The 12,446-nt window shown below is 44.0% G+C and carries 15 protein-coding genes; 11 read left to right on the top strand and 4 right to left on the bottom strand.

The annotated features are described in order from the left end of the window. Positions 1–64: 64 nt before the first annotated feature. From GPK88_RS02495 to GPK88_RS02455, 9 genes are all read left to right on the top strand, one after another. Positions 65–730: a F0F1 ATP synthase subunit A gene (locus GPK88_RS02495; protein ID WP_148446002.1), complete on the top strand. Its 666-nt coding sequence runs from the start codon at positions 65–67 to the stop codon at positions 728–730. Positions 731–793: 63 nt separating this feature from the next. Continuing rightward, positions 794–1,012 carry an ATP synthase F0 subunit C gene (gene atpE / locus GPK88_RS02490; RefSeq protein WP_021652814.1) on the top strand — a complete coding sequence of 73 codons (219 nt, stop codon included), beginning with the start codon at positions 794–796 and terminating at the stop codon, positions 1,010–1,012. 51 nt (positions 1,013–1,063) lie between these two features. Next, positions 1,064–1,564, top strand: a complete 501-nt coding sequence (atpF, locus tag GPK88_RS02485; RefSeq protein ID WP_295272265.1) for a F0F1 ATP synthase subunit B — start codon at positions 1,064–1,066, stop codon at positions 1,562–1,564. Next, positions 1,545–2,048 (top strand): ATP synthase F1 subunit delta, encoded by a 504-nt coding sequence (gene atpH / locus GPK88_RS02480; RefSeq protein WP_015525579.1) that lies wholly within the window; start codon positions 1,545–1,547, stop codon positions 2,046–2,048. The genes atpF and atpH overlap by 20 nt, the downstream gene beginning before the upstream one ends. Positions 2,049–2,055: 7 nt before the next feature. Then, positions 2,056–3,564, top strand: coding sequence for a F0F1 ATP synthase subunit alpha (atpA, locus tag GPK88_RS02475; protein WP_021977340.1), 1,509 nt, complete (start codon positions 2,056–2,058; stop codon positions 3,562–3,564). An 8-nt stretch (positions 3,565–3,572) separates the two neighbouring features. After that, positions 3,573–4,463, top strand: coding sequence for an ATP synthase F1 subunit gamma (gene atpG / locus GPK88_RS02470; protein WP_021977341.1), 891 nt, complete (start codon positions 3,573–3,575; stop codon positions 4,461–4,463). A gap of 5 nt (positions 4,464–4,468) precedes the next feature. Then, on the top strand, positions 4,469–5,866 hold the full coding sequence (gene atpD, locus GPK88_RS02465; RefSeq protein WP_021977342.1) for a F0F1 ATP synthase subunit beta: 1,398 nt from the start codon (positions 4,469–4,471) through the stop codon (positions 5,864–5,866). A 9-nt stretch (positions 5,867–5,875) separates the two neighbouring features. Continuing rightward, on the top strand, positions 5,876–6,283 hold the full coding sequence (gene atpC / locus GPK88_RS02460; RefSeq protein ID WP_021977343.1) for an ATP synthase F1 subunit epsilon: 408 nt from the start codon (positions 5,876–5,878) through the stop codon (positions 6,281–6,283). Between the two features lie 186 nt (positions 6,284–6,469). After that, entirely contained in the window at positions 6,470–7,318 is an 849-nt protein-coding gene (locus GPK88_RS02455) for a hypothetical protein (RefSeq protein ID WP_118169535.1), read from the top strand. 56 nt (positions 7,319–7,374) lie between these two features. On the opposite strand, the gene GPK88_RS02450 is transcribed toward GPK88_RS02455, so the two are convergent. Genes GPK88_RS02450 through GPK88_RS02440 form a run of 3 tightly spaced genes read right to left on the bottom strand, consistent with a single transcriptional unit; the run spans position 7,375 to position 9,061 of the window. Beyond that, positions 7,375–8,088 (bottom strand): hypothetical protein, encoded by a 714-nt coding sequence (locus GPK88_RS02450; protein ID WP_215707510.1) that lies wholly within the window; start codon positions 8,086–8,088, stop codon positions 7,375–7,377. Positions 8,089–8,092: 4 nt separating this feature from the next. Beyond that, on the bottom strand, positions 8,093–8,587 hold the full coding sequence (locus GPK88_RS02445) for a hypothetical protein (protein ID WP_148445988.1): 495 nt from the start codon (positions 8,585–8,587) through the stop codon (positions 8,093–8,095). Then, positions 8,588–9,061: an RNA polymerase sigma factor gene (locus GPK88_RS02440; RefSeq protein ID WP_294408924.1), complete on the bottom strand. Its 474-nt coding sequence runs from the start codon at positions 9,059–9,061 to the stop codon at positions 8,588–8,590. Between the two features lie 148 nt (positions 9,062–9,209). On the opposite strand from GPK88_RS02440, the gene GPK88_RS02435 reads away from it, so the two are divergent. Next, positions 9,210–10,412 carry an alanyl-tRNA editing protein gene (locus GPK88_RS02435; RefSeq protein ID WP_256442535.1) on the top strand — a complete coding sequence of 401 codons (1,203 nt, stop codon included), beginning with the start codon at positions 9,210–9,212 and terminating at the stop codon, positions 10,410–10,412. A gap of 5 nt (positions 10,413–10,417) precedes the next feature. Beyond that, on the top strand, positions 10,418–11,308 hold the full coding sequence (locus GPK88_RS02430) for an amidohydrolase family protein (protein ID WP_173771629.1): 891 nt from the start codon (positions 10,418–10,420) through the stop codon (positions 11,306–11,308). Here the strand turns inward: GPK88_RS02430 and GPK88_RS02425 are convergent. Then, complete coding sequence (locus GPK88_RS02425; protein WP_173762368.1) at positions 11,278–12,441, bottom strand: hypothetical protein; 1,164 nt, start codon at positions 12,439–12,441, stop codon at positions 11,278–11,280. The two genes, GPK88_RS02430 and GPK88_RS02425, sit on opposite strands and share 31 nt — an antisense overlap. Positions 12,442–12,446: the final 5 nt, after the last annotated feature.

The following is a 12,446-nucleotide window of genomic DNA, read 5'->3' as shown; positions in this document are numbered from 1 at the left end:
ATAAAAAGATGCGATCAGCGCCAAGAGAAAAGGAGGGAGAAAAACGGGAGATTTATCAAGTACACTGGCAGAAGAGCTAAACAGCAAGACAGCCTTTACCATTCCGGTGTTTGGTGGAATACCAATTGCAGAATGTGTGGTAGTCACATGGGTCATCATGGCGGTTCTTGTGATTCTGTCTCTGATCTTAGTTCGGAATCTCAGTGTTGAAAATCCGGGTAAGAAGCAGTTGCTTCTGGAATCCGGGGTAAGTTTTCTTCAGGATTTCTTCATGGGTATCCTTGGAGAAGAAGGCAAACAGTATGTGCCTTATTTGATGTCAACCGTAATTTACATCGGAATAGCCAATATCGCAGGCGTGTTTGGTTTTACACCACCAACGAAGGACATGAACGTGACCATTGCGCTGGCGCTGATGAGCATTATTCTGATCGAATATGCAGGCTTTCACAAAAAGGGACTGAAAGGTTTCCTGAAAAGCTTTGCGGAGCCGGTTCCGATCATGCTTCCAATCAATATTCTGGAAATCGCGATCAGACCTACATCTCTCTGCATGCGGTTGTTTGGTAATGTTCTGGGAAGTTTCGTAGTTATGAAACTGCTGGAGTTTGTTTGTCCGGCTATTCTTCCCATACCATTCAGTCTGTATTTTGATTTCTTCGACGGATTCATACAGGCATATGTATTTGTATTCTTAACATCCTTGTTTATCAAGGAAGCAATTGAGTAGTGAAGCGGAACATCCGCTTGATTCAAAAATGAAAAAAATTGTATTTTACAGGAGGAAAAAACTATGTTAATCGCAATTGGTGCAGCTATCGCAGTTCTTACAGGTATCGGAGCAGGTATTGGTATCGGTCTCGCAACATCCAAAGCAGTAGAAGCTATCGCAAGACAGCCTGAGGCAGAGAGCAAGATCAGTAAAGCACTTCTTCTTGGATGTGCTCTTGCAGAGGCAACAGCTATTTACGGTTTCGTAATTGGTCTTCTGATCATCATCATGCTTGGCTAATAGGTAAAGACGAGACAATAAATTCAGGATTAAGAGAGGCAGGTGGACCAGGTGATTAAAATTGATATCAACCTTGTCTTTACTATTATAAACCTGATCGTTCTTTATCTTTTAATGAAAAAGTTCCTTTTCGGACCGATCATTGCTGTCATGGAAAAGAGAAAAGCCATGATCGACGAACAGTTTGCTTCAGCTGAGAAGACAACCGCTGAAGCAAACCAGCTGAAAGGACAGTATGAGGATGCACTGAAATCTGCGAAGGAAGAATCCTTCAGTATTGTAGAGCAGGCTAAGGACGAGGCAAAAGTACAGGCAGACAGCATCGTGAAGAGAGCCAATGATCAGGCTGGTCAGATTCTTGAGAAAGCAAGAAGAGATATCAGCACTGAGCAGGAGGCTGCTATGAAAGCGATGGAAGGCAAGGTTGCCGAGCTGGCTATGGATGCAGCATCCAGAATCATGGGAAAAAAGAACGACGAAGCACAGGATATGTCCCTATATGACCAGTTTTTAGAAGGAGCAGGTGATCCTCATGACAGAGACGTCCATTAATTATGCAAAAGCATTATACGGTCTTTCTGTCCCGGGGGAGGCAATCTGCGAAACAGGAAGGATTTTTAAGAATACACCTGAGATAGGTAAGATGCTTGAAAATCCACTTGTTTCCCTCAAAGAAAAAGAACAGGTAATAGAGCGGGTTTTTCCGCAGGAAATGAAGAGTTTTCTTAAAGTAACGTGTAAGTATCAGAAGATTGACAGAATCGGAGAGATCCTTGAAGCTTATGATGCTTACAGCCGGGAACAGAAAGGAATTCTCAAGGCAGAGCTTCTTTATGTAACACGTCCTGCCGAAGAGCAGGAAAATAAGATGAAGGAGTTTCTCCGTAGCCAGTTTTCTGCCAGAGAAGTGGAACTTACCCTTACAGAGGATAAAAGCCTTGTAGGTGGATTTGTTCTCAGGGCAGGAGATCGTGAGTACGACTGGAGCCTCATCGGACGTTATAAGAAACTGAAACAGAAATTAACCCGGAGGTGAAATTGAATTGGGTGCAATAAATCCAGATGAAATCATTTCGATTCTCAAGGAAGAAATAAAGAACTATGACGAAATCAGCAAGGACCAGGAAGTAGGCACTGTCATCTCCGTGGGAGATGGTATCGCAACTGTTTATGGCATCGATCATGCCATGTACGGTGAGGTCGTGACCTTCGAGAATGGTCTGAAAGGTATGGTACAAGATGTCCGTGCCAACAGCATGGGATGTATTCTTTTCGGAAAGGATACAGGAATCAAGGAAGGCACCAAGGTTGCCAGAACTGGCAAGCAGGCAGGTATTCCGGTAGGGGATAAATTTATCGGAAGAATCGTGAACGCACTTGGTGAGCCTATTGATGGAAAGGGAGAGATCCAGGCAGAGGAATACCGCCCGATCGAGAATCCGGCTCCTGGAATCATCGACCGTAAGTCTGTAACTGTACCTCTGGAAACGGGAATCCTTTCTATTGATTCCATGTTCCCGATCGGCCGTGGACAGCGAGAGCTGATCATCGGCGACAGACAGACAGGTAAAACATCCATCGCAACCGATACGATCATCAACCAGAAAGGTAAGAATGTGATCTGTATCTATGTTGCCATCGGACAGAAAGCTTCTACCGTTGCAAAGGTAGTTTCCAATCTTGAAAAATACGGTGCAATGGAGTATACAACCGTATTCTCCGCAACAGCCAGCGACTGTGCACCGCTTCAGTATATTGCTCCTTATGCTGGTACTGCTCTTGCAGAGTATTTCATGTATCAGGGTAAAGATGTACTGATCGTATATGATGATCTTTCCAAGCATGCAGTGGCATACCGTGCGCTGTCACTTCTGCTTGAGCGTTCTCCGGGACGTGAAGCTTATCCTGGTGACGTATTCTACCTCCATTCCAGACTTCTGGAGCGTTCCAGCCGTCTGAGTGAAGAGGCAGGTGGCGGATCCATCACAGCACTTCCGATCATTGAGACTCAGGCCGGTGATGTATCTGCATATATTCCTACAAACGTAATTTCCATCACAGATGGTCAGATTTTCCTGGAAAGTGATCTGTTCTTCTCAGGTATGCGTCCGGCAGTCAATGTTGGTCTTTCTGTATCCCGTGTTGGTGGTGCGGCACAGACCAAGGCTATGAAGAAAGCTTCCGGTAGCGTACGTATCGATCTGGCACAGTACAGAGAAATGGAAGTATTTACCCAGTTCAGTTCTGATCTGGATGAGGCTACAACTGCACAGCTGAAATACGGAAGCTGTCTGATGGAACTTCTGAAACAGCCTCTTTGCAGTCCGTTAAGTCTTCATCAGCAGGTAATTACTCTCTGTGTTGCAACTCACAAGCTGATGGTCGACGTAGAAAAGAAAGAGATCAAGAAATACCAGAAAGACCTTCTGGAGTATTTTGATAATGTATATCCAGAGATCGGCAAAGAGATCGAAACTACAAAACAGCTCTCTGATGAGCTTGTAGAGAAAATCATAAAGGCGGCAGAAGAATTCAGAGATAAGAGCAGGTAGGTGTTGATATGGCAAATGCAAAAGAAATACAGACTCGTATGAAAAGCATTCAGGACACCATGAAGATCACCAATGCGATGTACATGATTTCTTCTTCCAAGATGCAGAAGGCGAAGAAGATTCTGCAGGATACAGAACCATATTTCTATAATATGCAGGCTGCCATTGCCAGAATCCTCCGTCATATGCCGGATATCCAGCATCCTTTCTTCAGTGAGCGTCATCTTGTTCCAAAGGAAGAGAGAAAGGTAGGTACCATTGTCATTACAGGTGATAAAGGTATGGCTGGTGCATACAATCATAATGTACAGAAAATGACAGAAGATTTCATGGAAGAGGTACCGGGACATCATAAACTGTATGTTCTGGGTATGGTAGGACGTCAGTATTTCGGCAAGAGAGATGTGGATATGGACGGCAGTTTTCAGTATACAGTACAGAAGCCGACCATGCACAGAGCGCGTCTTATCACAGAAGAGATCGTACGGGCATTTCTGGAAAGAGAGCTGGATGAAATTCACATTGTCTATACACAGATGCAGAATGCAATGGCGATGGAGAATGTGAATATGCAGCTTTTACCGCTGAAAAAAGCTGATTTTAAAGTTGGTCAGGTTCCGGCAGACATTTACCAGGAGGAGATCGTGTTATCTCCATCTGCGGATGTACTTCTGGATACCATGATCCCGAACTACCTTACAGGTGTGATCTATGGATGTCTTGTAGAGGCATATGCCAGTGAGAACAATGCGAGAATGACAGCAATGCAGTCCTCTACAGATAATGCGAAGGCGATGCTGAAGGATCTTTCCATTCAGTACAACCGTGCACGTCAGGCTGCGATCACGCAGGAGATCACAGAGGTTATCAGCGGTGCTAAAGCACAAAAAAGGAAGTGATGACTATGAATAAAGGTAAGATTGTACAGGTTATGGGACCTGTTGTAGACGTTGTTTTTGAAGACGGACAGCTTCCGAATATCAAGGATGCGCTTGAAGTTGAGAACAACGGTAAGAGATGCGTTATGGAGGTGTCCCAGCACCTTGGAAATAATATCGTACGCTGCATCATGCTGGGAGCCAGTGAGGGCCTGCAGCGGGACAGAGAAGTAACAGCTACCGGAAGCGGTATCAAGGTTCCGGTTGGAGATAAAACACTTGGTCGTCTGTTCAACGTTCTTGGAGATACCGTAGATGGTGGTGAATCTCTGGAGGGCGAAGAGCATTGGGTCATCCATCGTGATCCGCCTTCATTTGAAGAACAGAAACCGGCAGTTGAGATCCTGGAGACAGGTATCAAAGTTATCGACCTTCTTGCACCATATGCCAAAGGTGGTAAGATTGGTCTGTTCGGTGGTGCCGGTGTTGGTAAGACAGTCCTTATCCAGGAGCTGATCCAGAATATCGCTACCGAGCATGGTGGATATTCTATTTTCACCGGTGTCGGTGAGCGTTCCCGTGAAGGTAATGACCTTTGGACCGAGATGAAGGAATCAGGTGTTCTTGAGAAGACAGCCTTAGTGTTCGGACAGATGAACGAGCCGCCCGGAGCACGTATGCGTGTTGCTGAGACAGGACTTACCATGGCAGAGTATTTCCGTGATCAGGAACACAGAGACGTACTTCTTTTCATTGATAATATCTTCCGTTTTGTACAGGCAGGATCTGAGGTTTCCGCTCTGCTTGGACGTATGCCATCCGCAGTAGGATATCAGCCTACACTGGCAACTGAGATGGGTGAACTGCAGGAACGAATCGCATCTACCAAGGAAGGATCTGTTACATCTGTACAGGCAGTATATGTACCGGCCGATGACTTAACTGACCCGGCTCCGGCAACAACATTTGCCCATCTGGATGCAACAACAGTTCTTTCCCGTAAGATCGTTGAGCAGGGTATTTATCCGGCTGTAGATCCTCTGGAATCTACTTCCCGTATCCTGGAGGCAGATATTGTCGGTGAAGAACACTATGAAGTAGCACGTAGAGTACAGGAGATTCTTCAGAAGTATAAAGAACTGCAGGATATCATTGCTATCCTCGGTATGGAAGAGCTTTCAGAGGAAGATAAGCAGACTGTATTCCGTGCAAGAAAGATCCAGAAGTTCCTTTCCCAGCCATTCCATGTAGCTGAGAACTTCACCGGTATCAAAGGTAAATACGTACCACTGAAAGAGACCATCCGTGGATTTAAGGCAATCATCGATGGCGAGATGGATGATTATCCTGAGAATGCATTCTTTAATGTTGGAACTATTGATGACGTAATTGCAAAAGCAAAAGCCGAGGAGAACCGGCAGTAAGGAGCGGCTATGAGTGAGACATTTGGCCTGGAAATTTACGCCAGCAATAAACTGGCTTATGCAGGACGTGCTCAGAAGCTCATTATTCCGGCAGTGGATGGTGAGCGGGGATTTCTTGCTCATCATGCGAATGTCGTAGAAGCTATCATTCCCGGTGAGATGCGTTTTGCGGATGCAGAGGGCAATGAGCATATTTTTGCGGTGAGCAGCGGATTTGTTGAGATGATCAACAACCGTGCCAAGCTGTTCTGCCTCAGCGTAGAGAGCCCGGAGGAGATTGATATCCGCCGTGCACAGGAAGCCAAGGAGCGTGCAGAAGAGCAGCTTCGTCAGAAGCAGAGCATTCAGGAGTATCATATGAACCAGATGGCTCTTGCGAGAGCGATGACACGTCTTAAAGTAACACATAAGCAGTAAAAAATATATTACAGAAAGCACCTGTTGAATAGTAAAATAAACGTAGATCATAAGTTGGTTACGTTTATGACCATGTGACAGAGCGGAATGAGAACAGCCGCTTTGTACAGAGAATATTCAAAAGGTGCTTTTTTATTATACTGATATAAAAAAGCCAGAGTATGCAAAGAAAAAGGAGGAGAAAAAATGAAGAAAGGAAGAGCAAAAAAATTACTGGGTATCTGTATATTTCTTATGGGTCTCATGATCTTTTCCGTACTGCCAGTGCAGGCGGCAGCACCCAGGATGTATACAATTCAGCCGGGAAAAACCTGGACAAGGTATGATATTACCGGCGATGGAAAGAAAGACAGGATTAAGGTTGTCCGGAAAAAAAGTCAGTATGATGGGTGCTGGAACGGTGCAGATATTTATGTAAATAATACAAAAGCCTGTGCAATAAATAAAGCTTTTATGGATATGTCCATTCGTATTATTACATTATCTAATGGAAAACCTTTCCTGTGTCTGAGAGGTGGTACGGATAATGATATCAGTGTATTCCACGGACTTTATCAGTACCGTAACGGAAAAATCGTTCAGGTTGTAAATTTCATTAATGAAACATATGGACGACCGGTAAATGAAGCGAAAATTTACCTGAGTGGTAATACAGTTCGTGTAAGAACGGAGGCTATGTCATATTCTCTTGGATATTGTACAACAGAATTTACATACAAATATCAGAAAGGAACATTACTTCGTACATCCAATTACGGAAAATATATAAAACTTAATGCTGCTAACAAGAGAACAGGACTTTTTGCAGCGGCAAAGAACATACAGGCGTACACAACTCCCACTTCCGGAAGTAAAGCATTTGTGATCCGCAAGAATACGGGCGTGAAAATTCTGAATTTCTGGATCGCTGGGAATAAGATGTATATTCGTGTAAAAAATGGTTCCAAAACAGGCTGGATCAAAGCAGTAACATTTAAGGAATCACAGGGCCATGCAGGGTCACCGCAGTTTTCCAGGGTTATGTATACAGGCTGATGAAAATAAAAAGATCCGTTGTCGGAAGACTTCGGATCTTTTTTTGAAGTTACTGATTATTCAGAGGAAGAGGTATCTTTCTTATTTTCGGAAAGGACAGCATTTTCAGAAGGAATACTATTTTCAGAAGAAATATTGTCCTGAGAAGAAAATGTCTCAGGATTTTTTTCAGCAGCTTCTGAATTATCATCAGGGGAAGCTATTTGCTGATATGGACGGTACGGTTCCCAATAATGCTCATCTTTATTTTTTTCTTCCTCCAGTTTCTTTTTTTGTTGAGTGAGCAGATAAATACCTGCAGCAATGATACCGATAGCAATGGCAATCTGAGGAAGACTATTGCAGATATTGTATACATAGTCTTCCAGATCATACGGTACAATGAGGTACAGAAGACTTGTGAAACGACTCCACAGGATACAGATACCAAACAGGATCAGGATCCAGGCAGTTGTATTTCGATGCTTCTGTAAGAATTTTCCGATATCACCGGAAAACTGATCCATGTGAAGAATGTAATTATCATCTACAGAATAAAATTCTTCTTTTGACAGTGACTTCAGATTATGGACATTGAAAAAACTGTAGAACCATATCACAGGGAGAAACATGGCCAGCCATCCAAGGCCGGTAATGGAAGCCAGCGCAATTGTTCCCCAGAACAGCAGCATAATACTGATTCCCTGTTTTTTGAATCCCATATACATTTCTCCGGCACCGGGGATCAGGGAAAAGATAAATACCCAGAAACCATGTTTTTGTTTTTTCATATATTTACTTGCCTCCGTTTATAATTTTATTCGTAAGATCACTCAGATTATCACTGATATTCTGAGAATTTTCACTGAGCTGGGAACCTACCTTCCTGGAAAGCTGGCTCAGATTGAAACCAATGTCAAGGGATGAAGATATCTTAGCTTTTGTTTCCGGTGAAGTATGAAGAGCTGTAAAATCTGTCTGCGATACAGAAAAAAGCATGATCAGCGCAACACCCATACCCACTGCAGTACGTAAGCCTGTGCAGAGAAGCTTCATCCAGTAAGCAGTTTCATGTATTTTTCTGGAAGTTTGTACTTCAGGAGAAGCTGCTTTTTTCAGAATTTTATCCTGAAGATAGGCAGGAGCATGTTCAGAAGAAGTTTCCTCATCCTGAAGCAGCTGTTCCAGGCAGAAATCACATTGATCTATATGTTCCAGAAAATAGATCATTTCGCCTGTATTCATAGTCCCGTCTTGAAATTTCTGTAATTCATCCTGTGGTATATGCATCTAATCACTCCTTTCCAACAGTGCCTTCAGTATAGATCTTGCACGGTAGATCTGAGTCTGGACTGTCTTTGTATTTTTATTTTGTGAAGCTGCAATCTCGGCTGCAGTTTTTTCTTCACAGAAATGAGCGGTGGCCACTTCTCTGTAGGGACTTTTCAGATCGGAACAAAGCTGTCGGATCCGATTCTGGAAATCTTTGTCCAGGCAGGCCTCTTCTGGGGAGAATTCTTTATCACGGAGCTGTTCAAAATAAGTATCCTCTGTGGGAATGGTACGTCTGCCGGCAGCCTTCAGGTGATCCAGGCATTTTCGGATTGCAATCTTGCTGAGCCAGGCTTTTTCGTAGGTACCGTCAAAACGGGAGAGATTTTTGTAGGCGGAAAGAAAAACATCCTGTGTCAGATCCTCGGCGTCAAAAGGATTGCCCACCGATTTCAGACAAATGGAAAATATTAAATTTTGGTATGTATGTATCAGATATTCCAGATATTCTTCCCGTGTGATGTGATCAGCTCCTTTCTCAGCCCGTTCACTTATTATAACGCGTAAGACAGAGATAAAACTTCAGTTTTAAAAGCAATTTTTTGAAAAAAATAGAATTCTTATAGCAGGGAACCCCAAATTGGTCTATACTATAAAACGTCAAAGCAGAGATGCAGAAAGGATGAGACAGATGACAGAGACAAAACGCTTATATTATGAAGATGTATATAAAAAAGAATTTACAGCCAAAGTCCTGGAGTGCAGAGAAGCGAAAAAAGGCTTTCATATTATTCTGAATGAGAGTGCTTTTTACCCGGAAGGTGGCGGACAGCCAAGTGATATCGGATATCTGGGCGATGTGAAAGTAAAGGAAGTTCACGAAAAAGACGGAGAACTTCTTCATTATACAGATAAACCGCTGGAAGCCGGAACCGAAGTACAGGGGCGTATCAACTGGGCAAGAAGATTTGATCTGATGCAGCAGCATTCCGGTGAGCATATGGTGAGCGGACTGATCCATGAGGCTTACGGATACGATAATGTAGGGTTCCATATGGGAAGCGATACTATTACGGTAGATCTGAATGGTCCACTGGATGAGGCACAGCTTGCCGAGATCGAGCGGAAAACAAACGAAAAGATCTGGGAAGATACGGAGGTTAAGATTTTATATCCTACAGCAGAAGAATTGGAAAAAATTGATTACCGAAGTAAAAAAGAACTTACCGGCCAGGTGCGTATTGTGGAATTTCCGGGCGTGGATATCTGTGCATGTTGCGGAACCCATGTGACACATACCGGAGAGATCGGTATGGTGAAGCTTCTTTCTGTGGAAAAATTCCGTGAAGGTGTCCGTATTGAGATGATCTGTGGAAAACGTGTTCTGGATTATCTGAATATGGTCAACGATCAGAACCATCAGATTTCTGTAAAACTTTCCGCAAAGATGGACAAGACCGCGCAGGCAGTGGAACGTCTTCAGGAAGAGAATTTCCGCCTGAAGGGACAGGTTGGCCAGATGGTAGATGACATGTGCCGTAAAGAGGCAGAGCGCTATGCAGGAAGCGGAAGTGTTCTTATCTTTATGGACGGAATGGATGCGGACAGTGTGAGGAAACTTGCGGATGCCGTAACACAGACCTGTCAGGGCTGCTGTGCGGTATTTTCCAAAAATGCAGATGGAAGTTACAAATATGCAATGGGTGAAAAAGATGGCGATTTCCGCCAGTTTACAAAAGAGATGAATGCAAAATTAAACGGACGGGGAGGCGGAAAGCCATTCTTTGTGCAGGGATCTGTACAGGCAACTGAGGAAGAGATCAGAAGATTTTTTGAGCAGTGATGAAAATGTTTGGAGAATGTCATGCACATATATTTCTCAATGGCTATGATTACCGGAAAGCCGTTGAGACACAGAAAAACGGGCCACAGGATGTACTGATCCGAAGCCATCTTGAGGAATACCAGAAAAGAGGAATCCGTTTTGTAAGAGATGGAGGAGATCATTATGGTGTTTCCAGAAGAACCGCGCAGCTGGCCGCAGAATATGGAATTGATTACCGTACGCCGGTTTTTGCTATTTATAAAGAAGGGCATTACGGAAAAATTGTCGGAAAAAGTTTTTCGGATATGAAGGAATATCACCGCAGAGTTCTGGAAGCCGCTGAGGAAGGGGCTGATTTTATCAAGATCATGACTACCGGCCTTCTGGATTTTGAGGATCACGGAAAGATCACGGGAACTCCGCTTTCTGCGGCCGAAGTGAAAGAAATGGTACATATTGCACATGAAGAAGGTTTTGCAGTGATGAGCCATACCAATGGAAATTATGGGGTGCAGGCGGCAGTTGAGGCCGGTGTTGACAGCATCGAGCATGCCAATTACATGGATGAAGAAACCCTCTCCATGCTGGCAGACAGCAAAAGTGTGTGGGTACCTACTCTTGTGACAGTTCGGAATCTGATGGACTGTGGGAGATTCGAAAATGAGATCCTGTCCTCCATTATCCGGACAGGAGAAGAAAATCTGAAAAAAGCTTTCCGAAAAAAAGTGCATGTGGCAGTTGGCAGTGATGCCGGTGCATTTAAGGTTCTTCACGGAAAAGGTGTGGAAGATGAATGCAGAGCTTTTTTTGACATCTTAGGTGAGACACCGGAGGTGTGCGCCTGGATGGAAGAGGGGGAAGAAAGAATCCGAACGCTCTTCCGTCACGGGTCTTCGAATTTAATACAGGTATAAATATTGGAGGTGCGTGATTTCGCAGGGTTAAAGGTAACCCGGATGTCCGCACCTTCTTCCATTCCACTGGTGGAAAGATCCTGTACATTTTCACGGCTGCAGAGAATTTTTACACCATCATAAGTCTGGATCAGTACGGTATTGGCGGTTGTGGCCAGGATTGTACCGGTTACAGTGGATGAGATATTGCGGACAGAAAGTGTATCCGGATCTTCACCGGTAATTCCGCGGATTTTCATGCCGCTGGTGGATTCTCCATTGAATTTACCGGTATAGATAATATTTACATAAGAACCAGGTGCCATGCCACCTTTAAAGTATACAGGAACAGAAGTGATTGGAACAGTCAGTTCCGAACCTGTGGTCTGAGGGATAACGGTCATGGTACTGGTGCTGACACTTACAATTTTTGCCCGGAGATGCTGTTCTATTTTCTTTGGTGCTGGGGAAGGGGTTGGGGTTGCGGCAGGTACTTTCAGAGGATCGGTGTCAGAAACACTGATCACTTTTGTGAAACTGCCATTGTACTGTTTGTCTCCGACTATGGTTTCGTTGATGAATTTGCCACGAAAATGGACATAGACCCACCTGCCGGCTTTGATTCCTTTTTTATAGTATTGTCTGACACCGGTGACAGGAAAAGTTACGGTATTGCCTTTTTCTGTAACAATAACGAGTGCGTTGGAAGTAAGTTTTTTTACTTTTCCTTTCAGGGTGCGGTTTTCCAGAGGGGTTTCGTTATGATATTTGTCAGTTACCTTGATTGGAGAAATGGTGCTGATATCGGTTCCGGAAAGCTGTCCCTGATAGATGATGCTGACCTGGTCGCTGAACACAACGCCGTATTTACATTCCAGCCGTGTGTTGGAAACGTCAAAGACATAGGTTTCTCCGTCACTGGAAATAGTCAGATTTGTGCCGTCAAAATTCTGCAGTGTGCCGGTAATTTCATCCATATAAACACGTTCTTCCTGGGAAGAATCCAATGTTTCCTGGGAAGCGGAATCTGAAGATGTGGCATTTGAAATTTTATCCTGAAGGGAAATAATGTGATCATCGATCTGATCATTGCTGCAGCCACCCACAAACAGGGAAAGGCCCAGAATCATACATGCAGCAGACAGTTTTTTCATTTGTG

The sequence above is a fragment of the Blautia sp. MCC269 genome (assembly GCF_018785655.1).
GTDB lineage: Bacteria > Bacillota > Clostridia > Lachnospirales > Lachnospiraceae > Blautia_A.
The sequence above is the reverse complement of the archived record's forward strand: the minus strand, read 5'-3'. Positions and strand labels throughout refer to the sequence as shown.